Below are 24,941 nucleotides of genomic sequence, written 5' to 3'. Positions count from 1 at the left end.
AAGCCCATGGCTATCCGGACGTACCCTGAGGCATCCAACAACTTTTTAGTTGATTTTGTGTATAATGACATTATGCCAGGATTAACCACAGAGGAAGCGGAGGAAGCAACAGAAATCATAAACCACCACGTCATCCTGGAATTGACGGTTGTGGGCGGATCGAAATTCATTGACTATCAGTATGTAATGAAAACTGGTCATTGGTGGACACGAATAAACTTGCCAGGAAGTATAGATCAAATGCTTAGTAAGATGCCTCCAAAGTCGGCATGACCATCTTTTTTATTGGAGTCAGACCTTAATTAACGTGAGTTCGATATAAAATGCTTAAAAAAGGGCATCCAACAACTTCAGTTGATTTTGTGGCTAATGACATTATGCCAGCATTAACCACAGAGGAAGCAGAGGAGCAACAGAAATCATAAACCACCACGTCATCCTGGAATTGACGGTTGTGGGCGGATCGAATAATTCATTGACTATCAGTATGTAATGAAAACTTGTCATCGGTAAGCACCGGGGGAACTTGCTGAGAAGCATATAGATTAAACGGCTTAGTAAGATGCCTCCAAAGTCGGCATGACCATCTTTTTTATTGGAGTCAGATCTTAAATAGTGCCTCTAAGACAACTCTAAATGACGTTTTCTTAGGGACACTAACTAAAGAGCATTGATGGGGTGACTACCAAGGCCGTCTGAGATTACTCTTTAGCTGACTTCTCCAGTGTCAAGTAACGAAAAAATGCACCGGATATGGCGTATAATGTTGCAAAAAAACCATTTACACCTATGATCTCGGCCACAGAGCTACCGGGATATTCGTGCATATTGGCAGATAGAGCAATTATTGCCACCAACACAAGAGTGCTTGCCGTAACGTACATTGCACGTTCCATACCAGCCGTACTGAAGTGTGAGGAAATGACGCCTATGATGCATACCGCAACCACGCCTATATACATCAGGTTACCCCAGTGAGGCCCTGCGCCAATGAGTCCAACAGCAAGGTTCGCCCAAATCATCAGAAAAGTGGTGCACAGTGCTAATGCCACTCCGGCCTTGTAAATAAGACTGCTGCCAAACCTGGAGATCAGTACATATGAAAGACCTATGCCAAATATAAGAACACCCATAATGATAAAGTCGCCCACTTTCCAGTCTACTTCATCGGTAAACTGCATGGCTAAAGCCGGCACCATTAATAAGGCTGCTGTTGCCAGTGCCACCCGAAGGATCGAGGGGGTTATTGTCTTTTGTTTTTCCATAGTTGTTGTTTTGTTTGTTTAAAAGTACTTTGTATTTGAAAGTAAAAACCTAAAAAAATTCGGATGCCGATGTGCGGTTTTCATGCGCCAACAAAGGAATAACTTACGTCTGACCATCTGCGGCTTTTTTAAAATGTCCTATTACCACAAGGGTACCCCGTTTGATAGAATTTCTGTTGCTTATATTCATTTGTTTGATTGAAGGTTTGGTAAATTTATAGAAAGTACTTTGAAATTCAAAGTTATGCTAGATATATTTCCATTTGTCATAGATGAACAGCCGGAGAAAACTATTCATTGCTGTCTCTGGAAAACTTGTGAATTAATCATCCATTGTGGATGAAGAGTGGTAATCACGCTGTGTAGGTGTGTGTTAAGGGGGGATCCCTTCGATTCTTACTGATGACAAATATTTTTTAAAACACTAATCCTATCCTACCGCCAGTGTAAGTAACATAGCAAATGTGCAGGGTTATTTCCTATATTTGTTTGCTGTGAAAAACAAGCTATTCTCCATAATGCTGATCGGTATGCTTTCATTACCGCTAATCGGAACCTATTCCTGGTTGCGGTATCAAAAGCATATGGTCAGACGTGAGGTAAAGCAAAGGATTATTAGGGGAATAGACCCTTCTGAATTGGTACGCCTTACATTTACCATCGAAGAAAGCAAAACGGCCCTGTACTGGGAGCACTCCGGGGAATTTGAATATAATGGTCAGATGTATGATGTGGTAGACGCAGATACCGTTGGTAATACGGTTACATTCTTGTGCTGGTGGGACCACGCAGAAACAGAATTGAATATAAAACTGGATGAATTAACGCGAATAGCACTGGACTCCAATAAGGATCATCAACAGCAAAAGAAAAATCTTATAGAAAATATAGAACTGAAGTATCTCAGAAGCCAGTTTACCAGCAAGTTATCTGCGACATTTATAGTAGTTGAATATCATATGCATTATAATTGGTCTTATTTCTCAATAAGCCTGCAACCTTCAATTCCCCCACCGAGATCTGCTTAGTACATATCATTTCAAATCAACACAAACAAGTTGAATTTATTGAGTATTTAGACGGCATCGCTTCAGTCAACTGGGTGCATACCTCCAAATCTCCATACTGAGAACTTAATTAGTATCTATAAGAAAACTCCAGCCATCATCGAGCCTATCCCGGGTTTGCCACGGGGAGGAATCGATTGCCGCACTTTGTTACCGATGACGATAAGTTGTGAGTTTTCTTACAGACACTAATTATTAAAAGAGTTAGTCTGAGTATTGAGCAGAAAAAGGCATACCAGGGATAGGTGAATGCCCAAATCTCAATCCTTATACTAACATCATAATACTAAAAACATATGCACATGAAATGACCATAAGGCTAAGCCATATCAACTGAAGATGAATATTGAGAAATTTTCTAGTGTTGAGTTAAGTGTACTGTGCCGTATAAGTTGCAGTTATTTTTGTTCCAGGCAACGCAAAAAATATGAGCATAGCCATAGCTACGTAAGTATTTTTTAAGGCAGCATGGGACAAAAAGAACAAAGCTTGGTATGGCTAAAGTATGCTTAACTTAACACTAGTTGTAAAGGCAGAGTTTAAGGACTTTGGTTATTCCATCCCGAAGCAAGTTAAGCAAGCTAGGGACAAGTTGTGTCAACTTAAAATCAATTATATACACATGAGAGTAGGTATTGCATTGTGGTTGCTGTTAGGTTGGGCAAGTGTGGCCTATGCACAAACAGCGACCATTATAGATCAGCACACGGGTAAACCCCTGGAGGGGGCTGTGCTGATCAGCGAAAGTCCACGTGCATCTGTAGTGACTAACGCTCAAGGGCAGGCCGAAATGGCGGTTTTTAAAGGTTCCGGAGAAATTCATATCCGATACATCGGGTATAAAACACATATTCAAAGCTATAATGAAATGGCTGAATCCGGTTTTAAGATCAAGCTGGAGCTGTCCAGTTTGAGTCTTGACCATGTGGTTGTTTCCGCTACCAGATGGAGGCAGGTTTCCGGGAACATTCCGTCCAAAATCATCTCCATTTCCCCCGAGGAAGTCGCCATCCAAAATCCACAAACAGCAGCGGACTTACTGGGTGTTTCGGGTAAAGTGTACATTCAAAAGAGTCAGCAGGGTGGCGGCAGCCCTATGATAAGAGGGTTTGCTACCAACAGGCTGATCTATACTGTTGACGGGATACGAATGAACAACGCCATTTTCAGAGGTGGAAACCTGCAAAATGTGATCAATTTAGATCCGTTTGCTGTTGAAAACACCGAAGTGATGTTTGGTCCCGGGTCGGTTATATATGGCAGCGATGCTATTGGCGGAGTAATGAGCTTTCAGATGCTCACCCCACAGATGTCATTAACGGACGAACCTTTGGTAACGGGGAAAGCACTAATGCGGTATTCATCAGCCAATAAGGAGCAAACCGGACACCTCGATGTTAATGTCGGTTGGAAGCAGTGGGCTTTGGTCACCAGCTTCAGCTCCTGGGATTTTGATCATCTGAGGCAGGGCAGTAATGGACCGGATGATTATCTCAAAACCATCTACCCACAGCGGCAGGATAGCGTAGACATTGTGATCACACAGGACGACCCGCTTTTGCAGATCCCATCGGCCTATTCGCAGATCAATATGATGCAGAAAGTGCGTTTTCAACCCAATGAGAACTGGGATTTCCAATATGGTTTTCACTATTCCAGCACCTCACCCTACGGCAGGTACGACAGGCATAACAGGTTTCGAAATGGCACCTTACAATACGGTGAATGGAGCTATGGCCCTCAATCGTGGATGATGAATAATTTGTCGGTTTCCTATCAGGGAAACAATACCATCTTTGATCAGTTGAGTTTGCGAACGGCCCAGCAGGCGTTTGAGGAAAGTCGCATCGACAGGGCGTTAAATGGCGATGAGCGCACTACTAATACGGAAAACGTTGATGCTTATTCGATAAATATCGATTTAACGAAAAATATCGGACCAAAACACATACTTTATTATGGAGTGGAGTATGTACTCAACGATGTGACCTCTGAAGGAATGGTGACGGACATTACCACGGGAAAGGATCATAGCGGCCCATCGCGATACCCGGAAGCCACCTGGACTTCTATGGCAGCATACGTGAATAGTGAATTCAGGGTATCTGACGAGCTCACATTCCAGGGAGGAGTGCGTTACAACCAATTTAAGCTCGATGCGGATTTCAGCAACAACACCACTTTTTTTCCTTTTCCCTTTACTACTGCTCAGATCAACAGCGGAGCCCTGACCGGTAGTTTAGGTGGCGTCTACCGGCCTTCGGAAAGCTGGGTCATCCAAGCCAACTTTGGCACGGCCTTCCGCTCTCCCAATGTGGATGATATAGGAAAAGTATTTGACTCAGAACCTGGGACTGTTACTGTTCCGAATCCCGGTCTAAAAGCGGAGTATGCCTACAACATGGACTTAGGTATCGCTAAAGTTTTTGACGAGGCGGTAAAAGTTGATATTACCGGCTACTACACGACTCTGCAAAATGCGCTGGTCAGAAGAAATTTTCAGCTTGAAGGCCAGGACAGTATTTTTTACAGTGGTGCCTTAAGCCAGGTACAGGCCATACAAAATGCCGCTGTCGCCCATGTTTATGGCCTTCAGGCTGGGGTGGAAGTGAAGTTTCCGGCCGGATTCTCCATTTTATCCGATTTGAACTACCAGGTGGGTAAAGAAGAGCTGGATGATGGTACTATCAGCCCGTCTCGACATGCGGCTCCCTTGTTTGGCTTTAGCCGGCTACGTTATAAAAACGCTAATCTTACGCTTGAGTTCAATGCGATGTACCAGGGAGAAAGGAGTTTTGCTGATCTCGCTGTAGAAGAACGAGGTAAAGATGAGATCTACGCTAAAGATAGGAATGGAAACAACTACTCCCCGTCATGGTATACCCTTAATTTAAAGGCGATGTATAAGCTTACTGAATCGTTCAGCATAAGCGGTGGCGTGGAAAATCTGACGGATCAGCGATACCGTTCTTATAGTTCCGGTATTTCAGGTGCGGGTAGGAATGTTACACTTTCTTTAAGAGCTGATTTCTGATTTTATCCAAAATCCTCCATACTACAAGTAGGACTATTTTTTACATATATCGACCCAACAACCACTAGGCCCCGGACGGTTTTTCCGGGGCCTTTCTACGAATACAAAAAATCACGCATCGTACTGACATTTGCGCAACCCAATAAAGAAATATCCAGGGATCCACTGAAAAGGGCAGAAGTCAAAGTATCTGGCAGTGTCAATATCATTGAACATACTCTCAAATGATTTCTCTTGCTTTCCACAACCTTATACTTTATCTTGCGTTATACTTTCATATTCTATGTATTATAAAACCAAAGTAAAATAGTAAAATCTCTGATATGATATCGAAGAACCTTACAGCGGCAACAACACGACCTATTATACTAAGCATTCTCAAACAAGGGAGTAGTTATGGATACCTGATTATCAAAAAGATCAAGGAAATGTCGGGTGGCAGAATGGAATTTTCGGATGGCATGCTTTATCCCGTGCTTCATCGACTTGAAAAGGACGGTCTAATTCAATCAAATTGGACTGTTAGTGACGATACCAGGCCTCGCAAATACTACGAGATAACCGAGGCAGGGAAGCAGGCGCTGATTGAAGAGAAAGAGCAGTGGCAGCAGGTTCATGCAGTGCTGGAAAAACTTTGGAATGTTAAACCCTCAACTTCATAATAGCGATGTTCGATCTTGAGAAGGCAATAAGCCAATGGCTCAGGTCTTTTAGAAAATACCGGGCCTTTGATCATGGTTCTGTCCGTGAAATGGAGCTACACTTGCGAGACCACATCGATGACCTCATAGCTGATGGAATTTCGGAAAAAGAAGCCTTTGAAACTGCTGTAAAAGAGTTTGGAGACATTAAACAAATGGCTTTTGATGAATTCCAGACGCAGAAAAGAAAGCCCACCATAACATCTTTAATTCAAACTGCCATGTTTAAGAATTATTCGCTGATCACCCTCAGGAGCATGATGAAAAATCCGGTTAGCTCCCTTATCAACTTGTTTGGCCTTTCTATAGCCATCGGGTTAAGTGTATTTGCTTATGCCTTTGCCCAGTGGGTTTACAGCACAGATCAGTTCCATGAATTCAAAGACGAAGTACATCTGATTACCTATTCAGCCAATAGTGATGGCAATCTGCAGGTCTATGGACAGACACCCCGGCCCTTGGGCGAAATGCTGAAGCAGGATTTCCCGCAAATACAGAAAGTATGCCGCCTAGAAGATCGGAATGTAGTGGTAAAGTATGAAGATAACGTATATCACGAGCGGGTGCGTTTCACTGATCATGAGTTTCTGGAAATGTTTACCTTTCCTTTGAAATGGGGTAATGCAGGTTCATTGGCAGATATAAATAGCATCATTTTGAGCGAGGAGATATCTGTTAAATATTTTGGCGATCAAAATCCTGTCGGCCTTGATATACTTTTGAAGTTCGATGAAACAAGAAGTAAAGTCTTTAAAATAACGGGGGTTGCTGAGAAGTTCCCTGTTGCAAAAACGATAGCTTTCGGCTTCCTTATAAATTTTCAAAACCTGTCTGCAGTTGATCAGGATTATAACTTTCATGACTGGACAAAGCTGGTTAATGCTACATTTATTCAAATTAAGGATCCTCAGCATCTTCATGAGATCTCTGAAGGAATGGAGAAATACAAGTTGATCCAAAACGAAGCTACAGGGCACCGGATGGCAATCTCGTCATTTGGCCTGGAACCTTTTGCCACCCTGCACAAAAATTCAGATGACATAAAAAATCATATTACCCGTAGTTCTTCCAGTAACTATAGCTCTATAGTGTACCTGGTATGTGTTGCAGGGTTTATATTGCTACTATCCTGTATTAACTACATCAATATTGCCATTGTTTCGGCAGCAAAAAGACTGAAGGAACTAGGGATAAGAAAAACAATAGGGGCATCGAAAGCAAACATAATTATCCAATTTCTAACCGAAAACATTGTCATCACGTTATTTGCTTTGGTTTTAGGGCTGGCCCTGGGAATGACCCTGTTTATTCCATGGTTTGAGGGGATGTGGGGGTTCAGTATGGGATTTTCTCTGGCCCGTGGCAAGGTTTGGGCTTTCCTGGCAGCCATTGTTATTATCACAGGCCTTATTTCCGGAAGCTACCCGGCCTTTTACATTTCTAAATTTCAGGTGACCAGCATATTAAAAGGGAGCTTAAAATTTGGGAGAAAAAATACCCTGACAAAAGCATTTCTTGGAGTTCAGTTGGTTGTGGCCACTATATTTATTACACTGTCGGTTGCCTTTACCCTAAACACAAATTACCTGAAAAAGAGAAGCTGGGGCTACGAAAACAGGGAAGTGATTTATGTGGCTGTACAGGATCAGGCTGCCTTTGAAAAAATGCAGGCAGCAATGGCTCAGGATCCAAACGTCATCTCTGTCTCCGGCTCCAGCCATCATGTGGGGAGAAAGCATAAAACTACAATTATAGAATTTCCGGACCGCCAGTTCGAGGTCAACGAGCTCGCTGTAGGTGATAATTATGTACAAACACTTGGGCTTACCATAAAAAGTGGTCGTGGCTTTAACTCGGATAGTGAAAGTGATAAGCGGGCGGTTCTTGTTAATGAAACGTTCGTAAAAAATATGACGCTGCAACAGCCGATCGGGCAGGTGTTCAGGATCGACAGCACCCAATTTGAGATTATTGGCGTGGTCAGGGATTTTCATAGCTATAACTTTGCCGAAAAAGTAAATCCGACAATTTTAAGGGTTGCCGGGAAGGAGGACTATGCTTTTCTATCGATGAGAATTACCAAAGGCACTGAGCATGATGTCTATAAAAATGCACAAAGCCAATGGGTACAACTCTATCCCGAAATTCCGTTTAACGGAGGTTATCAGGAAGATGCATGGGGAGCCTACTATGAAACCATAGACAACTATGCAGAAGTATGGACACTATTTGCTTCCATAGCGATCATACTTGCCATTCTGGGACTTTATGGGCTCGTTAAGCTTAATGTAGAAGGAAGAATAAGAGAATTTAGCATCAAAAAGGTGTTGGGTGCAGGGTTGCCAGGCATAGTGGACGGAATCTGCAGACAATATGTACTTCTGCTGGCGATTGCCATTACAATCGGCGCACCGACAAGTTACTTCCTGGTAAAAATGATTTTCGGAATGGCCTATGCGTATCATATGCCGTTAACCTTTGAAGTCATTCTTCTCGGAATCGTTGTGCTGATAGTAGCCATCATCTTTACGATCGGCACCCAGATAAGGAAAGTGATGATCTCAAACCCAGTAGAAGGACTGAGGGTGGAGTAATTGGATCTGGCGTTTCAAACGCGGATATTAAAATATAGTTATCCTTATGTATATCAATGAAGTAATTACTCAGGCAAAGGCCAGATCTTTAAAAAAAACAGCAAGATTAGCAGGGGTGCTGTACCTGATAAGTGCGGTTTTCGCTCCCTTTAGTTTAATCTATGTCCCATCTAAAATAATTGTTTCCGGAGATTCAACCGCAACAGCTGAAAGAATGCTGGCAAATGAAATGCTATTCCGGACAAGTATTGCACTGAGTATTTTGAGCATAATACTCTTCTTGTTTGTGGCCCTGGTACAGTATAAGCTGTTTGAGGGTGTAAATAGGAATTTGGCCAGTGTTATGGCTCTGCTGGTTATTATTCAGGTTCCCGTTGGTTTTGTTATTGACATCCTTGGGATTACCTCATTGATCATATTCAAAGGTGAGATCATGAATGATATGGTGTCTGGTGAAAGACATTCTATTGCAATGTTATTACTGAAGATGAGTAGTAATGGGAATTTCATTTTAATGACACTTTGGGGACTCTGGCTAATACCGTTTGGTCAACTTGTTTTCCGGTCAGGATTCATTCCAAGGATAATAGGAATTTATCTGATTGTAAATGGCATAACTTACATCATCACTTCATATACTTTCATTTTGTTTCCTGAGTACAAAATACTGATTGATAGATACTCTTTTCCTCTTCTACTGGGAGAACCTGTGATCATGCTCTGGTTTTTAATTGTTGGTGTCAGAATAAAAAAACAAACTAACCCGGCAATAGAACTAAAAACAAATGTGACATGACATAGAATAGGGTAAAACAAATTGTAAAATTTTTCGGTACTTAAATATGGAAGTCTCGCTTGATTCAAACATTAAAACCGCCAGGCTAGCGGGGATATTGTACATCATTCTGGTATTAGTGGCTGTCTATGGCATGGGGTATGTGCCATCAAAGATTATTATGCGTCAGGATGCGGCAGCCACAGCTCAAAACATGCTTTCACATGAGTTTCTTTACCGTACCGGCATACTCTGCCACCTCATTAGCACCACGCTTATTGCCATTATGGTGCTGATGCTCTACCGCCTCTTTAATCCGGTAAACAGGCATCTTTCGCGACTGATGGTCACACCAGTGCTTGTACAGGTGCCAATAGTGCTTATCGTGGAGTGCTTCCACATTGCAGCACTTATGATTCTCAAAAGCGAAATACCCTCATCGATGGATCTTACCCAGAAGCAGGAGTTTTCTTATTTTATGCTGCGCATGCATGGCTACGGCATTGGTGCATCCCAGCTCTTCTGGGGGTTATGGTTGCTTCCTTTTGGTATGCTGGTGAACAGGTCGGGTTTTATTCCGAAGTTTTTTGGCATACTGCTCATTATCAACGGGATAGGATATGTTGCCGAAGCTTGTGCGTATATCCTCCTGCAGCGACCTGATTATTTGATGGTTCGCCAATTCGCCAGGCTCACTTTTGTGGGTCTTCCACTAACTATGCTCTGGTTTCTCATCAAGGGTGTTCGAACCAATTCTACCAGGATGGTGTAACTCTAAATTAGGAAGCCTGGTATCCACACCTGGCGTTTTAACCCCTCACAATTGCCGCATATACACTTCAAGAGGCATGATATTGTTCGCGACATTTGTATCATAACAAAAAAACAAACGATATGAATAAGCACATCATAACTAATGTCTCAGCAGTTATTACTTTGATTGTTCTAGTAGCAGGGATAATGTCCTGCCAACCGACTGCAAAGGAAGATCAACACCCTTTGACTGCTCAAAAAGATACGATTGCCAGTCAGAATTCACAGCCTGGCCAAAGCGGTTATGCAGATGTAAACGGCTTAAAAATGTACTACGAAGTGTATGGTCAGGGTAAACCTATTGTACTGATTCACGGCTCTTTTATGAACATACCTATGAACTGGTCGCACATCATCCCGGAGTTATCCAAGGACCGCAAAGTAATAGTAGCGGAAATGCAAGGCCACGGCCGCACAAAAGACATCTCTCGTGAACTTAGCTACGAAGGCATGGCAGATGACGTTTCCGGTCTGCTAATGCACCTCAAAATAGACAGTGCCGACATATTGGGATACAGCATGGGAGGGGGAGTAGCCTTTCAGGTGGCAGTGCGCCATCCGGAGCAGGTACGAAGACTCGTGATCTTGTCAGGCACCTATGCCCATGATGGCTGGTGGCCGGATGTAGAGGCCAGCTTTGGCGCCATCACTGCAGATATGTTTAAGGGCTCACCAATAGAAAAGCAATATGACAGTCTTGGCAACGACCCGGCCCGCTTCCCTGAATTTGTAAAAAAGGTCATGAGCATAGACCTGGAGCCTTATGATTGGACTGAGGATGTAAAAAACATCCAAGCCCCCGTATTCATAGCCCTTGGAGATGCCGATGGTATACGGTATGAACATGCCCTGGAGCTGTTTCGCGCCAAAGGTGGTGGCAAAATGGGGGATATCCATGGGCTGCCTAAATCCAGGCTAGCCATTTTGCCGGGTACAACTCATATCGGCATGATGCAGCGGACGGATTTGCTGATCCCTATGGTCACCGACTTTCTGGATTCTGATCTAAATGCGAAGCCGCCTACTTTTTAAGGGACGGAAGTCTATTCTCTACGTTTTGGCAGGAACGGAACCCAATGCTATTGTGTATCTACGCCTGCCTAACAACACTCCGGAGATAAGAAGAGTAGAATTGTTAATTTGCTTAGCCAGATGTAGTTGTCTATTATTGTATAAATAATACTTTTCCTATGTTCGGTGGATCTGATTTTCCTAAATCACTTAATGAAGACCTTTTTGATTCCTGGTTGGAAGATGGCCGGCAGAGCAACCTCGGATATCATTACCTGCTGATCATCTGGGATGAAGTTGAGTCTGATTATCAGCCGGTTTACTTAGAAAGCCGTGACGAGCTGGATACCTATGCTAAACAGCAAAATTTAAGCAGCCGGGAAACGCTCGTAGCTGCTTATGATTTATACTCCGAGTCCAGGGTTATCTAAAAAAACCGGATCACATAAACTGGAAGTTTTACATTCAAAATAAATGATCCTCAACTATTTTCTTGCAATCAATGGAGTCCGGGAGATTACCAAACATCCATCCTGCGGAATTTTCCTCTAGCCTGGATTGGCAATAGGCTTCTGCAATATGATCCCGGCCTGATTTGATTAGCGCTGCTGCCTGTGCTGCTTTTGCTAACTGCTCTACAAAATGTCTTGCCTGCCTTTCAGATAACTGATTATGATTTGAACTTAGTTTTTCAATAAAGCTATCATAGGTAGACAAATTTCCCTTTGCAGACCCTAATTCACCAATTAACGCATCTAATGCTGCTGGTGACCTTGTGACCGCGCGAATTACATCCAGGCATTGAACATTACCGCTACCTTCCCATATTGCATTTACAGGTGCTTCCCGATATAATCGTGATAATACGCCACTTTCGACATAACCATTTCCGCCCAGACATTCCATGGCTTCCCCCAGAAAGGGGATACTGCGTTTGGTAGTCCAGTACTTCCCAATCGGAGTTAAAAGCCGTAGCAGCAGCTTTTCTTCTTCCTTTGCACTATTTTCCAGGCAAAGCGCTGTTCGATATGTCATCGCCAGCGTTGCTTCCGATTCCAGGCATAGATCCGCAACAACGTTTTGCATTAATGGTTGGTCGACCAGAAAATGGCCGAAAGTCTTTCGGTGTTGAATATGGTGAAGCACTTCCGTAAGCCCTCTACGCATTAGTGCTGAAGAGCCAATCATACAATCATACCGTGTTAATGCGACCATCTCCAAAATAACAGATACACCCCTGCCTTCTTCGCCCATTAACCATGCCTGAGCGCTATCAAACTCAATTTCCGATGAAGCATTGGAACGGTTACCGAGCTTATCCTTCAGCCGTTGAATGCGGAAGTGATTTTTGGTGCCGTCAGGAAGCCACCGGGGTAACAAAAAGCAGGAGATTCCATGGGCTGTTTGAGCCAAAGTTAAAAAAGCGTCACTCATGGGAGCGGAACAGAACCATTTATGACCTGTTAGCTGATATAATGTTCCGGAACCACTTTTGTTGACAGGCCTGGCTTCGGTAGTGTTGGCCCTTACATCAGAGCCCCCCTGCTTTTCGGTCATGGCCATACCGATGGTTAATCCCCGTTTTTCGAAATAGGGTTTGTTTGAAGGATCATAGTCTCTTGAAAGGATCTGTGGTATCCACTCTTCAGCTTTTGGGAGATACTTTTGTATGGCGGGCATGCACGAGAATGTCATGGTGATTGGGCAGCAGGTACCTGCTTCGTTTTGAGCATGCAAGTAAAACAATGCCAGACGGACAAGGTGGGCCCCCGGTTGCGGCTCAGCCCAGGGCAGGGCATGTAAACTATTCTTTATTCCCTGGGTCATCAATTCATGATAGGCAGGGTGAAAATCGACTTCATCTATTCTGAAGCCACGGGCGTTATGTGACTCAAACACAGGGGTGTATTTATTGGCTAGCCTTCCATTTTCTATCATCTGCCTTGTACCTACCATGTTACCGTAATCCCTTACCGTTGCCAACCCCCAATCAGCATGAGAGTGCTTTAGCATCAGTTGCAGTGGCTTGTCAATTTCGAAAAGATTTATATCCTCAAGAATTGGACTTTGATTGAATACCTCGTGCGTTTCCATGTTTTATTTTTTAAAGTGTTACCAGTCATAAAATACTAACATTTATAACAATACTAAAGGGCATCATTCTTTTCATTTAAGACAGCTTCCCTTTTTTATGCTAACACGGGAAAGAAGACCAGCAATCTTCCAGTCCCGAATTTGGTTAGTCAGATGCAGTTATCTAAATTGCCATCAGTTCAGTGAAATAATACTTTTCTGTGTTTGATGGTTCTGATTTTCCTAAATCCCTGAATGAGGAGCTTTTTAATTCGTGGTTAGAAAACGGTAGGCAGAGCAATCTTGGCTACCATTATCTGCTGGTCCTTTGGGATGAATTCGAGTATGATTATCAGCCTGCATATGTGGAGAGTCGCGATGAGCTGGACAAGTACATTAAGAATAGCAATTTAAGTAGCCGGGAATCGCTTGTATTCGGAGTCCAGGGTAATTTGAAAACGCATCCTTTGACATAGCACAGTGAAGTGAGATGTGGCGGAGTATTTTTAGCTTCTCCGAATGCAGCTCCATATCAGATTCACCATCAATGACTGACAAAAGTCATTGTAGTTTTTACAAACACTAATTATAATTAGGTTTGTAAGAAAACTCTAAGTGGCTTTAAGAAAACGTTCCCGCCAAAGGGCGGGACGAAGTCCCAAAAAGCGGAGCGTACTGAGGTACGTGAGCATTTTTGGGGCGAGCGTAACGCATACATTGACGTTTTCTTAGAGACACTAATTAAGTGCGCCATGTCAAGTTTCAGAATTAGGCCCCGGTTTAAACAGCTCATCAAGGCACATCACGGAGATATAGAACAAAAGATCCGAATGGCTTTAGCCAATGAAAAGCAATTCGTTTTTAAGTACCTTCCAGGCCATATTTACATCAGAATTCATCCTGATGGTCGTCATTTTTGGTCGCCACAATTGCATTTAACCTTCGAGCAAGAAGCCGAATATGTGGTTATACGGGGCTTGTACGGTCCTAACCCCTCTCTCTGGGCCGTTTTCTTTTTCGGATATGTGATCTTAGGATTATTGGCGCTTTTTATCGGGGCATGGGGCTTTAGCTTATGGAGCCTAGGAAAGGATGCCTCTATGCTCTGGGGCATTCCCGTATTAGGGGGGCTGGCATTGCTATTGTACCTGGCCAGCCAGGCCGGACAAAAGCTTGGAGCCCAGCAAATGTTTGATATACACCACTTTTATGAGCAAACGGTTAATGGCAGGGTGTTAGTTAGCTGACTAGTGTGATGATCCACTAAATTCATTTACTATTTCACCCTCTTTTTCTATTATGTTGCGTTAAAATTTGAAATCATAACATGCACTACACTGGTCAATTGCCCCTTTATTCCTGATAGATAGAAATAATATGTGCAACTTTTCCACCTCGGTCTGTTTTTGTGTAAGCGCCTTACGTTCCTGATCTAAAGGTCCTCCTTTCAATTCATCCAACTGAAGTGAAAGTTTATACATCATATCTTCCAACGCCTCAAGTAATAGGGCTTTGTATTGGGAGTCTATTTTTATCATATTCTAAAATAGAGAATATTTTAAAAACTTGTTTGATTCCGCAACAGCAAAAACACGCATCGAGAGTAATACTCAGCAAAGTTAGCATGTGTCCCACCACACCAATTCTGGAATTCGTAGCCCGGTGATGTAAAACATTCAGCATAGCCTTAATCGGTGAGCCATCCAAATTTGCTGATCCCATTAAAAAAAGTCAGCTTTGAGCCTGTATGTTGGAATTACATAAGGAAATACTTGTGACCACTGGCGCTTCAACCATCATCCGGGCACAATCAGTACAAACGCTGTGGAGTGGTTATGGGGAGATAAAGCGTTATTTTTTAGAGGGTGGCAACTACCCGAGCGTAATAGTCAAACACATTCAATTGCCGAATGGAAATAAACACCCAAGAGGTTGGAATACACCTTTATCACATCAGCGAAAGCTTAATAGAGAGGAGATGGTATAAAGACTTTGCCCGCCGGACGAATGAGTTTTGCAGAGTCCCGCATAGCTACCACACCGTGGTAAAAGGAAACGAACTATTGCTGATCATGGAGGATTTGAATGCAAGCGGATACCATATCCGCCTTGATCCGGATGAGGTTACCCTGGAAAATGCCAAAAATTGCCTTACCTGGCTAGCAAATTTTCATGCCAGATTCATGGGAGTAGCACCCCTGGGGCTATGGCCGGTAGGTGCTTACTGGCATCTGGATACACGCCCCGATGAATGGGAACGCATGGAGAATGTATCGTTAAAACATGCGGCGAAAGATATAGATGATCGATTACAAAGGGCCAAATATCAAACAATCGTTCATGGAGATGCTAAACTGGCCAATTTTTGCTTTAGCGAAACCAGCGCGGTAGCAGCAGTAGACTTCCAGTATGTGGGAAAAGGGTGTGGAATGAAAGATGTTGCTTATTTTATCAGTAGTTGTTTCGATGAAGAAGCTTCTGCTATCCATGAAAGTGAGTTGCTCGGTCATTACTTCAAACAACTTGAAGTAACATTAGATAATAAGATTGATTATCAGCAGGTTAAAGATGAATGGAGCTTATTATACCCTTATGCCTGGGCGGATTTCTATCGATTTCTTGATGGTTGGAGTCCGGGGCACTGGAAGATGCATGATTATAGCAAGCGACTGACTCAGCAGGTGATTGACGAATTAACAATCAAATGACTTTGCAGGAAAAGGATTTAAGATTGCTTTGCCGGAAAGCAACCTCTGCAGCATTAGCAGCGGGCCAATATATACAGTCCCGGTTTGCCAAATATAATACGAAAACACACAAAGAGGGTGGTAATTCCCTGGCTTCTCGGATAGTAACAGATATAGACGTAAGGGCTCAGGAAATAATATTCAGAAGCTTACACAATACTATCCAGTCCTATGGTTTAGGATTACTGGCAGAGGAGGGTGCTGACGATCAGTCCAGAGTTGAGAAATCTTATTTCTGGTGTATTGACCCGATGGATGGTACCCTTCCTTTTACCGAAGGACGGACAGGTTATGCTGTTTCCATTGCACTGATTACAAATTCAGGAGATCCTGTAATTGGTGTGGTGTATGTGCCCGATTTAGAGTTATGTTATACATCCATTAAAGGATGGGGTGTCTGGTTAAATGACGAACCATTCGCTCGCGCAAATACGATTGCAAATGATACCATACACGTATACATGGACAGGAGTTTCCAGTCTGAAGATTATTTTCAAATAATTACTAACCACTTGAATGAATGGGCAACACATCTCAAGGCCCGAATACACTACCACTCCGGCTTTGGGGCTGTTAGAAACGCTTTAGGGGTAATGAACTCTGGTGCTGGTTGTTATTTTAAATTTCCTAAAAAACTAAAAGGAGGGGGCAGTATTTGGGACTATGCCGCAACACGGTTGTTTTTTGAAGAACTGGGATTGCATGTATCTGATTCTCGTGGCAAACGACTTCATCTCAATAATCCGGAAACCACCTTTATGCATGACGTAGGCATTCTATATACGACTCATGGCGATTTGGCGGATTGTATTATCACTTTGGGACAGAAATTGGAGTTCAGGAGGTGTCCTGATCGGTAGGATCGATTCTTCCAACTTTAATTCAGCCAGTTTTTCGTAACCTTTTACCCGCTTTCTCTGTCTGATATATAACAATATGAAGACATTAAAAAAGATAGGAATATTTGTTTCGCTGGCCCTGATTCTGGGCTTTGTTTTATTTGCCGTCAATCAGATTATATCTTTTCATGCTAACCTTACCACGGTCAATGAAACTCTGGCATGGCTGATTACGGGTTTTATCAGTGTCACTGTTTGTCTGTTGTTGCTCATACCTTTTGTTTTGATCGCCAGGTTGCCTAAGTCAGTTACTTTTCCTGACAATTATGAAGAGGAAGCTCAATATCATGCCGTATTAAAATATCGACTATCCAGAAATAGGCTGGTGAAAAAGGCTGGCCTTGATATAGCTACTGAAGAGGGCATGAAGCAGGCGCTGGAATTGCTAAACAGGGAAGCACACACCGTCATCAAGCAGACGGCTAAAAGTGTATTCTTAACTACCGCTATTTCGCAAAACGGTAAGCTTGATGCTCTGACGGTATTCATTACGCAAAGCAGGATGATCTGGAGGGTCGCCCATATTTATTGGCAGCGGCCATCCATCAGGGACATGATCAAGCTTTATGGCAATGTGGGAGCTACAGCCCTGATTGCTTCGGAGCTGGATGAAATCGATATTACCCGGCAGGTAGAGCCTATCATTAATGCCGTGCTTCGCAGCCCGGGAAGGTCTATCCCTGTTATTGGCCATGCCGCACACATCATAACTGATAGCCTTTTAGAGGGCTCCACCAATGCTTTCCTGACGTTAAGAGTGGGCATTGTAACCCAGCGCTATTGTGGTTCGTGGGATATAGCTGATCGCAAAACCATTAGAAAGAACTCATTCATTACCGCCTCCGGTTTATTGAAAAACTTAGTCCTCGAATCTTCCGGGAAGGTAGTCACCAGTGTGATGTCTGCAATAAAAAATGCTGGTAAAAACACTCTCAAATCAGGTGTGAGAGGAGTGACTGGTATTTTTAAAAGAAATAAAGGGTCAGAAGCTATTGATCCTTCCGCTTGATCCAGCGAGGGGGTTTTTTCGCATTCTTCGTGCCTCCCCGAGGCAAGTTAGGCAAGTTCGGGACAGCAGAAAGACCTTAGAAAGAGATGTTTTAGGTCTGTTTTGGATACGAATACAATTTAATCGGTTCTATTATATCGGTTACTTTCTATTCAGCCCATACAGCATTTCTTGTATTTCTTACCGCTTCCGCAATAACATGGGTCGTTTCGTCCGGGTACTTTCTCTTTAATGTAAGGCTTCGAGTCAGAAAAGAGCGGCCATAGGGTTGATGAAGGAAGATAATGGTCAGGGTTTTCCAAAAAATCAAAGTAGCCTCCATCGTCATAAAAGAGGTGTTCGTGCTGTATCAGGTGGTCCTTCCAAGACCCTTCGCGCTTTAGACACAAGGGTTTTGAAAATTCCGGATCCAATGTCAGTTCACCCTCCAGAACTTGGATGGCCTCATTTACTTCAACTAAATTATGCTGACGCCATTCATCATCATGAGAAATTTGCAGATCTTTAAGCTTCCTTTTCAATACCGGAAGTCCTTCTGAGATCTGCAAATCAGCAATAGTGCCAGCTAATGTATCATACCAGGAAAGGTCGTCACGCTCAAGAAGTGCAAGCAAACGTGCTTTGTATATAGCAGCATCACAGAAATAAAAAACGTCAAACAGGTAAAATATGTACGGCATTGCACGATTGTCCGCATCCTTTTCCATTGCATCCAACACCTTTTTTGATGTCAGTTCAGGATACTTCTGAGCCAGCTTTCCGATCAGGTACTGCCCCTGATCGTGCAGCCAGTCTGAACCCCAACTACCTTCGTACAACTTAATCACCGGATCAATCAACTCTTCGCACAGATGGCCTTCAGCAGCCACAGTATACCAAAACGGAACATCCGTGTCATCTTTCGGACGATTTGCCAAAGCCATCAAAATAGCTGCGGTAGCCTCTTCCGAGGAATCATTTTGCAAGTATTCGATGGCTGAAAATGGCACACCTTTTACACAACCATCAAGTATAGCCAGCGCATCTTGCAGCCGTGTTATCTCCAGAGGTGAGTCGGGAAGGTGATCGAGATTATATGCATAGCGATCTTCCATGTGGTCGATCTCATATTTCAGTTCATAAAACCACTCTACCGATAAGGCTTGTAGTATCATGTTATTCGCCTCTTTTTTATCAAAGCCAAGGCCACACAAGCGTTCTGAAGTCCGAAATTCTACGCTTTTCGGTTCTTCCAGTGCGATTCCCAACCAGTCTTCCATATCTTCACGTATGTATTCGCTCCGGAGAACATCTTCAGGACAAGAATATTTGCTCAACTCATCATACTCATTTTCAAAACCTTCATCCGGATAGTTGTCTGGTTCATTTTCTGAAAGATTTGCAAAAATTTCACTAGCTTCGTCATAAATTTCCTCACACTGTTCGGCATAATCCTGCAACAAACTGTTAGCCCTGTTGCAATCAAAAAATTCAGAATTCCAATCTTCGCCCAGCCATTCCATTACATAATCATATTCAGGATGGCCCCTGTCGGCCAAAATACTGATCATTTCCCGGTAAGCCAGAATGCCCCCAGAATCTTCCGGTGGACATGCACCTTCACCTTCGATACAAACAGGGAGGGGCTGATCTTTCTCTTTTGATAGAACCTTTTCCAATCGGATGACATGCTCCCAGTGGTCGCCAAAATCATATACATAAATGAATCGGGATTTCTCTTTAGTAACTAATTCATCCAGTAACGTATCCATACTATCCCTTTCCAAAGGGTTGTTGCCCTCATCGATAGCATCCTGAAAATCATAAACTTTGGTATTACCCACGGTAAACTCATACAGGTGGTCACTTTCCCAGCCCATAGCAAGCTGTATGATGTCATGAAGTTCTTCAAACGTTGCGTCTGCCGTAACCTGTATTCTGCGCCAGATTTTAGGGTCACTATCTCTGAGTTCTATATGAAATTGATAGATATTGATCATTAGATCAAAATTAAGGTATTTAACAACAAGAAAGATAGTGTATGGCTAAAATTTCAACTGACGCTGTCACTTTAAAACAGCACCTGATAATCAGCCTGTAATGAATGATTTTTGGCAGAAGATTATAAAGTTAGGCAAGGGTCAATGGACGGAGCTAATCGTCTCATCAAATAGTTAACGGTTATTAAGGAACGAAATAATTGATAATTTTCTATAATTGTGTTGCTGGCAGGCTTTGGTGACACTTGGATTGATACTCCGCCTTTTTTTATTGAAAAAAGTAATTCTTGCATATATGTACTGGATCATGTTAAGCGAACGATCTGATGAATATGAAGTATCAATAGATCATGTTCCTCCTGTAATTGACGAAAATGACTGGCGATTTGATGAAGGGGAGAAGGTTTCTATTGATCTGCCTGTAATACCAATTCCGTTCCGGATGAACCCTGATGAGATCCTGACAGATAACATAGTGGCATTTGGTGTACGTGGGCTGTTGGTAAATGAAAAAAAAAAACGATTTTTGATCGTCTTGCACCGGAACAGATGCAGTTTTTTCCTGCAAAGTTGATCGATGAAGGTAATCAAAAGATTTTAGCACCGTATTGGATCGCTAATGTTGTTAATAGATTTAATTGTGTAGACCAGGAGCAGTCCGAACTGGAGTATTTTAGGGATGGTACTATTGAATTTATTGATAAGCTTAAGTTAAGAGTTCTGAAAGCAAAAGAATGCGGGGATATTTTCAGAATGGCTGAATTCCTTCCTCTTCTCGTGGTAAGCGACAGGCTGAAAGCGGGGCTGGAAGGAGCCGGAATTTCAGGTTTTACTTTTTATAAACCGGAAGATTTTTCACTTTAAGGTTTAGAAATTGCGAGGTCGAAAAATGATACTAAAACTTTAAACCGCACCAATTCAATCAGCCGCTGAACCCTGTTTTCATGACAAAAACCTCCTCCACCCAGATGTCTCCTGATGAGGGAAGGACCCTGTTAATAACGAAGGCAATTCTTTTGAATCTCAGGAAGTCCCCCCCCAGGTGGCCATCGCTGAGTGTCCGGGATGACGAGGTTGTGGTTCTATATTTTTCGTAGCCCAGCAGATGAAGTTCTCAAGATATGTAATTATCTTTCCTCATCGTGCATCACCATTTTATCATTTATAAGCCGTCCGGGTATATCTCACAATTTGTGAGGAATGAAGGCAAAAGACGAAATAAGAAACTGCTGGGAGAACTATTCGATTTCCCTGAAAGTACCATGGCTATCGGTAGATTAGATGAAAATTCTGAAGGCCTGTTGCTTTTGACTACCGATGGTCAGATAAGCGAACTGGTTCGAAGCAAGAATGTCGAAAAAGAGTATTACGTGCAGGTTAATGGAGAAATAACTCATCAGGCTATCCTGAAGCTGCGGGAAGGTGTAGAGATAGGCCTGGGAAGAGGCAAAAAATATCAGACACTACCTTGTAAAGTGTCGCTTTTAAAAACAGCTCCGGATCTTAAACCTGTGGTAAGAATAAGAGGGGAGAGGCACGGTCCCACCAGTTGGTTATCAATCACCATTAATGAAGGTAAATTCAGACAAATTCGTAAAATGACTGCCGCTGTAGGTTTTCCCACCTTAAGACTGATCAGGATTCGCATCGGGAACATTGAATTGCCTAAAATGGAGGCTGGTGAAGTTATAAAAGTGGATGGATTTGACTATGAGTGAAATTGCAGTCTGTTAACAGCAAATTCAACTGAACGGAGAACCCAATATGGCTTTGCGTGATTGCTATATGTGCTTGTTATATAATGTTCACTGCATTATATTTAAGATAGCTTGAGTTCAAGGGTTACGGGTAGATAGATAGTTTGTGCATTAGCCTCTTAGTAACTCCATTCGTGTTTCCTTGTAGTTATATCAGGAGGAGGGCGAATTTGTACGGCTATTGAATGATTCTTTGTTGGTTTGAGTTATATTTGATATAAGGCAAGTGCAGGTGAAATTAGAAACAGGCTTATTGATAGATTGATGGCAACCAGCAACTCAGATTATCTAAAGGCCTTCGAAAAAATAATTGATTCTTCAAATATTCAGGAAGCTTCGATTGCTTTGACTGAAGAACAGAAGATAATGTTAGCAATGAGTGATGAGGATATTCAAACGGGTATGCTGATAGATCAAGATTCTCTGAATAAGCAAGAAGTTGGATGGCTCAACGAAAAATAGTCTGAACTCAAACAGCCGCCAGACAAAGAAGAAGCCATTTTAGAACACTGGGTTAATCCCAATGAATCAAATACCTATTCCATCAAATTACTGCATCTTAGTAATGAAAAGGCAGGAGTAATTGCTCAAAACCCAAAATTATACAGAAAAGTAGATTTTTCTGAGACTCGAATGGTGACAATGGGCCTCTTCAGCATACTGGCCTCCTTTTTTTCGGACTTCATCCCGCTCTTTAGCTGGAATGTTTTCTTACAGACACTTAGAATTTTATTTCAAGCTCTACTTATATTTGTTTAGCAATGGCACTCCAACTTATTTTCTGATGTATTAAAATAATCCTAGCTATGACTACAACATTCAAAAAACTAAACTATAAAGATCAAAAAGAGATATGTATTATTAACCATCCTGCCGAATTTAACGATGAGGTTGAGGCCATGAAAGGAACAACTGATATAAAAACCGATCCAGGTAAGTGTGAGGAGATTGATTTTGTTCTGGTGTTCGTTAAATCAATTGCTGAGGTTGATGCTGTTGTTCCCGACATCGATAAGAAGCTAAAGGGAGATGGTATAGTATGGTTTGCTTACCCCAAGGGAACTTCTAAAAAGTATAAAGTGAATATTAACAGAGACAATGGCTGGCAGTCGCTGGGTAAGTATGGCTATGAAGGCGTACGTGCCGTGGCTATTGACGAAGATTGGAGCGCTTTACGTTTCAGAAGAGTAACATTCATCAAGAAAATGACCCGTAGCTTTGCCATGAGTGACGAGGGTAAAAATAAAGCCCGAAAGTCATGAGTAATGTTAGGGTTGGAAGTTCGAAATTGAACAAAAGAAATTTACTGATTTTTTGCGATCAGCACACAGGATAACAATGGAAGGTGATCAGATATTGACCACCTTCGCATTTTTAAAATCAGCTTGCCCTTTCACTTTTTTTAGATTCCTCAGCCCCAAAAAAGGCTTTAACCAATTAAGATTCCGGATAATTTCGTAGTTGGTAAAGCATCCTACTGCTGTAAAAGCAATAACAGCCACGAACTTAGCGCCCACAGGCATCTCCAGCGGCAGAATAAGATACGTACCCAGGTACAACCATACCATATGGACAATATAAACCGGATATGCGGCCTGACTTAAGACATGTAACACTTTACTTTTCCTGTTCAGATGTTTGTAACCCAAGCCAAATACACCAAAGATCCAATGCAAAGTTTCTACCGGCAGAAGGATTTCAGGCCCCTTCAGATCAAATGCAATAAGTCTGACCAAAAACAGGGCTATTCCCGTACCCAGATAGACCCAACGCCATTTCAATACTGTCGGCCAAAAGGTCTCACCACCTACCATACAGCAGAAACCAGCAATGAAACACAGAAATCCGAGAACGAACCCATGCCAGGTGAGGGCATAGAGCTCGTATGGTTCGGGACGGATCAGTACAGTCTCCAATACAAAAGGTATAGCCAAAACAAATAGGCTTAGTGGGTTACAAAACAGTCGTTGCAACCAAATTTTTACCCTGCTGCCTTCCTTCCCTTTAAGGTAGATGAACAGCGGTGATAACAGCAATACATAAATGGAAATGTTACCAAGAAACCACAGATGTGCCGGCCCTGGAATCCAGGCCATGTCCTGGTTGTAATAGTGCTGCCATAACAGTTGGTGAATGGGAACGATGAATAGCAATCCAAAAATAAAAGGTAGAAATATCCTCCCTGCACGTTCAAGAAGGAGTGATTTTAGGTTGCGCTTTTGTATGGCAAACCATACGCCCATACCGGAGACAAAGAACAGGAGAGGAATTCTCCAAACATTCAGGGCCGACATAGGTATCCAAATAGATTCCAGCGACTCAGGGCTCTGCATAAAGCCAATGAAAACACCCCAAGGTTGAAACACAATAGCTATGTGGTAGATCAACAGCAAGCCAATGGCAATCACCCTTAGCCAGTCGATGTCATATCTTCTGTTATCCATCATTCTTACTTTTTCAACATTTCGGCAATCACCGGATGCGCCTTTTTCAGTTGATCATAATCAAGCTTGAGCCCGAGAGGCCCCAAGTCCTTGCCGAGCTGATCATATATAGGCTTTAATGTTTCGAATGGTGTATTCGCCACCTCCAGGGCAGTGCTTCCGAAATTGTTTTTTACATTCTTGTCCGCACCTGCTTTCAGCAATGCCTCGACCAGTTCAGTTCGACCAAAAAATGTGGCCACATGAAGAGGAGTGGAGCCTTCATTGTTTGGTGCATTAAGGTCAGCGCCACCTTCAATTAATGCCTTGCCGGCTTCCGTTCTGTTGAATGTTGCTGTTATAGTTAGTGGAGTTGACCCCCATTGGTCTTTTTGGTTGAGGTCAGTACCAGCCGCTATATGCTCCTGCACGGCTTTTGTATTTCCCATGAAGGCAGCCTCATGAATACTTATTCCGGGCGCTTTGGCGGTAGACTGCTTGTCAGATGCTCCCATTTCCTGGCTGTTCCCACTACAAGCTGCAATTAATGATATGACTAATGCAGCCAGCACTCCTTTAATTGTTAAATTTTGCATGATTTTTCTGATTTAAAATTTATTCTACAAAGTTGTGGTAAAGGGAATGGCGCTGCTAATCACGAAAAAAGCAAAATATATAAGGTTTGAGTATTTAATATTAATTATGATGCAAGGGTATAAATTATGATGCAAAACCTGTTTTTATTCGTACTTTGGGATTTTATTTTGATTATAATTTTCAGCACTTTTGGCAAG

Annotated in this window: 25 protein-coding genes; 19 read left to right on the top strand and 6 right to left on the bottom strand. The window is 42.6% G+C overall.

Annotated elements, in window-relative coordinates; all coding sequences use genetic code 11:
• Positions 1 to 6: 6 nt before the first annotated feature.
• Positions 7 to 273, top strand: a complete 267-nt coding sequence (locus tag C900_RS11380) for a hypothetical protein (protein WP_009580011.1) — start codon at positions 7 to 9, stop codon at positions 271 to 273.
• A gap of 428 nt (positions 274 to 701) precedes the next feature.
• On the opposite strand, the gene C900_RS11375 is transcribed toward C900_RS11380, so the two are convergent.
• Positions 702 to 1,265, bottom strand: a complete 564-nt coding sequence (locus C900_RS11375) for a hypothetical protein (RefSeq protein WP_009580010.1) — start codon at positions 1,263 to 1,265, stop codon at positions 702 to 704.
• Between the two features lie 494 nt (positions 1,266 to 1,759).
• Between C900_RS11375 and C900_RS11370 the strand changes: the two genes are divergently transcribed.
• The 8 genes from C900_RS11370 (at position 1,760) to C900_RS11335 (ending at position 11,691) form a co-directional block, all read left to right on the top strand.
• Positions 1,760 to 2,293, top strand: coding sequence for a hypothetical protein (locus C900_RS11370; protein WP_157494000.1), 534 nt, complete (start codon positions 1,760 to 1,762; stop codon positions 2,291 to 2,293).
• Between the two features lie 661 nt (positions 2,294 to 2,954).
• Entirely contained in the window at positions 2,955 to 5,366 is a 2,412-nt protein-coding gene (locus C900_RS11365) for a TonB-dependent receptor (protein ID WP_009580008.1), read from the top strand.
• Between the two features lie 323 nt (positions 5,367 to 5,689).
• The gene (locus C900_RS11360) at positions 5,690 to 6,028 is read left to right on the top strand and encodes a PadR family transcriptional regulator (protein WP_009580007.1); all 339 of its coding nucleotides are present in this window, start codon (positions 5,690 to 5,692) and stop codon (positions 6,026 to 6,028) included.
• A gap of 5 nt (positions 6,029 to 6,033) precedes the next feature.
• Entirely contained in the window at positions 6,034 to 8,661 is a 2,628-nt protein-coding gene (locus C900_RS11355) for an ABC transporter permease (RefSeq protein ID WP_009580006.1), read from the top strand.
• Positions 8,662 to 8,707: 46 nt separating this feature from the next.
• Positions 8,708 to 9,457, top strand: coding sequence for a DUF4386 domain-containing protein (locus C900_RS11350; protein ID WP_009580005.1), 750 nt, complete (start codon positions 8,708 to 8,710; stop codon positions 9,455 to 9,457).
• A 46-nt stretch (positions 9,458 to 9,503) separates the two neighbouring features.
• Positions 9,504 to 10,208 (top strand): DUF4386 domain-containing protein, encoded by a 705-nt coding sequence (locus C900_RS11345; protein WP_009580004.1) that lies wholly within the window; start codon positions 9,504 to 9,506, stop codon positions 10,206 to 10,208.
• Positions 10,209 to 10,330: 122 nt separating this feature from the next.
• Entirely contained in the window at positions 10,331 to 11,281 is a 951-nt protein-coding gene (locus C900_RS11340; RefSeq protein WP_083867481.1) for an alpha/beta fold hydrolase, read from the top strand.
• Between the two features lie 158 nt (positions 11,282 to 11,439).
• Entirely contained in the window at positions 11,440 to 11,691 is a 252-nt protein-coding gene (locus C900_RS11335; protein WP_009580002.1) for a hypothetical protein, read from the top strand.
• A 34-nt stretch (positions 11,692 to 11,725) separates the two neighbouring features.
• On the opposite strand, the gene C900_RS11330 is transcribed toward C900_RS11335, so the two are convergent.
• Complete coding sequence (locus tag C900_RS11330; RefSeq protein WP_009580001.1) at positions 11,726 to 13,354, bottom strand: isovaleryl-CoA dehydrogenase; 1,629 nt, start codon at positions 13,352 to 13,354, stop codon at positions 11,726 to 11,728.
• A gap of 200 nt (positions 13,355 to 13,554) precedes the next feature.
• Between C900_RS11330 and C900_RS11325 the strand changes: the two genes are divergently transcribed.
• Both C900_RS11325 and C900_RS11320 read left to right on the top strand, forming a co-directional pair.
• Positions 13,555 to 13,809 carry a hypothetical protein gene (locus tag C900_RS11325; protein WP_009580000.1) on the top strand — a complete coding sequence of 85 codons (255 nt, stop codon included), beginning with the start codon at positions 13,555 to 13,557 and terminating at the stop codon, positions 13,807 to 13,809.
• Positions 13,810 to 14,085: 276 nt separating this feature from the next.
• Positions 14,086 to 14,580 (top strand): hypothetical protein, encoded by a 495-nt coding sequence (locus C900_RS11320; protein WP_009579999.1) that lies wholly within the window; start codon positions 14,086 to 14,088, stop codon positions 14,578 to 14,580.
• A 60-nt stretch (positions 14,581 to 14,640) separates the two neighbouring features.
• Here C900_RS11320 and C900_RS11315 read toward each other — a convergent pair whose 3' ends face one another.
• Positions 14,641 to 14,871, bottom strand: coding sequence for a hypothetical protein (locus C900_RS11315; RefSeq protein WP_009579998.1), 231 nt, complete (start codon positions 14,869 to 14,871; stop codon positions 14,641 to 14,643).
• A 372-nt stretch (positions 14,872 to 15,243) separates the two neighbouring features.
• Between C900_RS11315 and C900_RS11310 the strand changes: the two genes are divergently transcribed.
• The 3 genes from C900_RS11310 (at position 15,244) to C900_RS11300 (ending at position 17,988) form a co-directional block, all read left to right on the top strand.
• Complete coding sequence (locus C900_RS11310; protein WP_245558422.1) at positions 15,244 to 16,041, top strand: ecdysteroid 22-kinase family protein; 798 nt, start codon at positions 15,244 to 15,246, stop codon at positions 16,039 to 16,041.
• A complete protein-coding gene (locus tag C900_RS11305; protein WP_009579995.1) occupies positions 16,038 to 16,940 on the top strand; it encodes a 3'(2'),5'-bisphosphate nucleotidase CysQ family protein in 903 nt (300 codons plus the stop codon). Before C900_RS11310 ends, C900_RS11305 begins: the two co-directional genes overlap by 4 nt.
• 76 nt (positions 16,941 to 17,016) lie before the next feature.
• Positions 17,017 to 17,988 carry a DUF697 domain-containing protein gene (locus C900_RS11300; protein WP_009579994.1) on the top strand — a complete coding sequence of 324 codons (972 nt, stop codon included), beginning with the start codon at positions 17,017 to 17,019 and terminating at the stop codon, positions 17,986 to 17,988.
• 152 nt (positions 17,989 to 18,140) lie between these two features.
• Here C900_RS11300 and C900_RS28365 read toward each other — a convergent pair whose 3' ends face one another.
• Complete coding sequence (locus tag C900_RS28365) at positions 18,141 to 19,967, bottom strand: IS1096 element passenger TnpR family protein (protein ID WP_009579993.1); 1,827 nt, start codon at positions 19,965 to 19,967, stop codon at positions 18,141 to 18,143.
• Positions 19,968 to 20,262: 295 nt separating this feature from the next.
• Here C900_RS28365 and C900_RS11290 point away from each other — a divergent pair, with 295 nt between their 5' ends.
• The 5 genes from C900_RS11290 to C900_RS11270 all read left to right on the top strand — a co-directional run bounded on the left by C900_RS11290 (position 20,263) and on the right by C900_RS11270 (position 22,986).
• On the top strand, positions 20,263 to 20,541 hold the full coding sequence (locus tag C900_RS11290) for a hypothetical protein (protein ID WP_040496566.1): 279 nt from the start codon (positions 20,263 to 20,265) through the stop codon (positions 20,539 to 20,541).
• Positions 20,517 to 20,831 carry an imm11 family protein gene (locus tag C900_RS11285; RefSeq protein ID WP_009579991.1) on the top strand — a complete coding sequence of 105 codons (315 nt, stop codon included), beginning with the start codon at positions 20,517 to 20,519 and terminating at the stop codon, positions 20,829 to 20,831. The genes C900_RS11290 and C900_RS11285 overlap by 25 nt, the downstream gene beginning before the upstream one ends.
• Before the next feature lie 278 nt (positions 20,832 to 21,109).
• Positions 21,110 to 21,685, top strand: a complete 576-nt coding sequence (locus C900_RS11280) for a pseudouridine synthase (protein WP_040496564.1) — start codon at positions 21,110 to 21,112, stop codon at positions 21,683 to 21,685.
• 303 nt (positions 21,686 to 21,988) lie between these two features.
• Positions 21,989 to 22,186, top strand: a complete 198-nt coding sequence (locus tag C900_RS11275; RefSeq protein WP_009579989.1) for a hypothetical protein — start codon at positions 21,989 to 21,991, stop codon at positions 22,184 to 22,186.
• 344 nt (positions 22,187 to 22,530) lie between these two features.
• The gene (locus tag C900_RS11270; protein ID WP_009579988.1) at positions 22,531 to 22,986 is read left to right on the top strand and encodes a hypothetical protein; all 456 of its coding nucleotides are present in this window, start codon (positions 22,531 to 22,533) and stop codon (positions 22,984 to 22,986) included.
• Positions 22,987 to 23,073: 87 nt separating this feature from the next.
• Here the strand turns inward: C900_RS11270 and C900_RS11265 are convergent, their stop codons facing one another.
• Positions 23,074 to 24,171, bottom strand: a complete 1,098-nt coding sequence (locus C900_RS11265; protein WP_009579987.1) for an acyltransferase family protein — start codon at positions 24,169 to 24,171, stop codon at positions 23,074 to 23,076.
• Between the two features lie 2 nt (positions 24,172 to 24,173).
• A complete protein-coding gene (locus C900_RS11260; RefSeq protein ID WP_009579986.1) occupies positions 24,174 to 24,743 on the bottom strand; it encodes an ankyrin repeat domain-containing protein in 570 nt (189 codons plus the stop codon).
• Positions 24,744 to 24,941: the final 198 nt, after the last annotated feature.

Source organism: Fulvivirga imtechensis AK7, from assembly GCF_000331535.1.
GTDB lineage: Bacteria > Bacteroidota > Bacteroidia > Cytophagales > Cyclobacteriaceae > Fulvivirga > Fulvivirga imtechensis.
Note: the sequence above shows the minus strand (reverse complement) of the source record. Positions and strands in the feature narration are given on the sequence as shown.

What these genes read in the sequence shown, in the direction of transcription:
- C900_RS11380 (WP_009580011.1), top strand. Translation starts at nt 7, where the DNA reads ATGGCTATCCGGACGTACCCTGAGGCATCCAACAACTTTTTAGTTGAT.
- C900_RS11375 (WP_009580010.1), bottom strand. Translation starts at nt 1,265, where the DNA reads ATGGAAAAACAAAAGACAATAACCCCCTCGATCCTTCGGGTGGCACTG.
- C900_RS11365 (WP_009580008.1), top strand. Translation starts at nt 2,955, where the DNA reads ATGAGAGTAGGTATTGCATTGTGGTTGCTGTTAGGTTGGGCAAGTGTG.
- C900_RS11360 (WP_009580007.1), top strand. Translation starts at nt 5,690, where the DNA reads ATGATATCGAAGAACCTTACAGCGGCAACAACACGACCTATTATACTA.
- C900_RS11355 (WP_009580006.1), top strand. Translation starts at nt 6,034, where the DNA reads ATGTTCGATCTTGAGAAGGCAATAAGCCAATGGCTCAGGTCTTTTAGA.
- C900_RS11350 (WP_009580005.1), top strand. Translation starts at nt 8,708, where the DNA reads ATGTATATCAATGAAGTAATTACTCAGGCAAAGGCCAGATCTTTAAAA.
- C900_RS11345 (WP_009580004.1), top strand. Translation starts at nt 9,504, where the DNA reads ATGGAAGTCTCGCTTGATTCAAACATTAAAACCGCCAGGCTAGCGGGG.
- C900_RS11340 (WP_083867481.1), top strand. Translation starts at nt 10,331, where the DNA reads ATGAATAAGCACATCATAACTAATGTCTCAGCAGTTATTACTTTGATT.
- C900_RS11335 (WP_009580002.1), top strand. Translation starts at nt 11,440, where the DNA reads ATGTTCGGTGGATCTGATTTTCCTAAATCACTTAATGAAGACCTTTTT.
- C900_RS11330 (WP_009580001.1), bottom strand. Translation starts at nt 13,354, where the DNA reads ATGGAAACGCACGAGGTATTCAATCAAAGTCCAATTCTTGAGGATATA.
- C900_RS11320 (WP_009579999.1), top strand. Translation starts at nt 14,086, where the DNA reads ATGTCAAGTTTCAGAATTAGGCCCCGGTTTAAACAGCTCATCAAGGCA.
- C900_RS11315 (WP_009579998.1), bottom strand. Translation starts at nt 14,871, where the DNA reads ATGATAAAAATAGACTCCCAATACAAAGCCCTATTACTTGAGGCGTTG.
- C900_RS11310 (WP_245558422.1), top strand. Translation starts at nt 15,244, where the DNA reads ATGGAAATAAACACCCAAGAGGTTGGAATACACCTTTATCACATCAGC.
- C900_RS11305 (WP_009579995.1), top strand. Translation starts at nt 16,038, where the DNA reads ATGACTTTGCAGGAAAAGGATTTAAGATTGCTTTGCCGGAAAGCAACC.
- C900_RS11300 (WP_009579994.1), top strand. Translation starts at nt 17,017, where the DNA reads ATGAAGACATTAAAAAAGATAGGAATATTTGTTTCGCTGGCCCTGATT.
- C900_RS28365 (WP_009579993.1), bottom strand. Translation starts at nt 19,967, where the DNA reads ATGATCAATATCTATCAATTTCATATAGAACTCAGAGATAGTGACCCT.
- C900_RS11290 (WP_040496566.1), top strand. Translation starts at nt 20,263, where the DNA reads ATGTACTGGATCATGTTAAGCGAACGATCTGATGAATATGAAGTATCA.
- C900_RS11285 (WP_009579991.1), top strand. Translation starts at nt 20,517, where the DNA reads ATGCAGTTTTTTCCTGCAAAGTTGATCGATGAAGGTAATCAAAAGATT.
- C900_RS11275 (WP_009579989.1), top strand. Translation starts at nt 21,989, where the DNA reads ATGGCAACCAGCAACTCAGATTATCTAAAGGCCTTCGAAAAAATAATT.
- C900_RS11270 (WP_009579988.1), top strand. Translation starts at nt 22,531, where the DNA reads ATGACTACAACATTCAAAAAACTAAACTATAAAGATCAAAAAGAGATA.
- C900_RS11265 (WP_009579987.1), bottom strand. Translation starts at nt 24,171, where the DNA reads ATGATGGATAACAGAAGATATGACATCGACTGGCTAAGGGTGATTGCC.
- C900_RS11260 (WP_009579986.1), bottom strand. Translation starts at nt 24,743, where the DNA reads ATGCAAAATTTAACAATTAAAGGAGTGCTGGCTGCATTAGTCATATCA.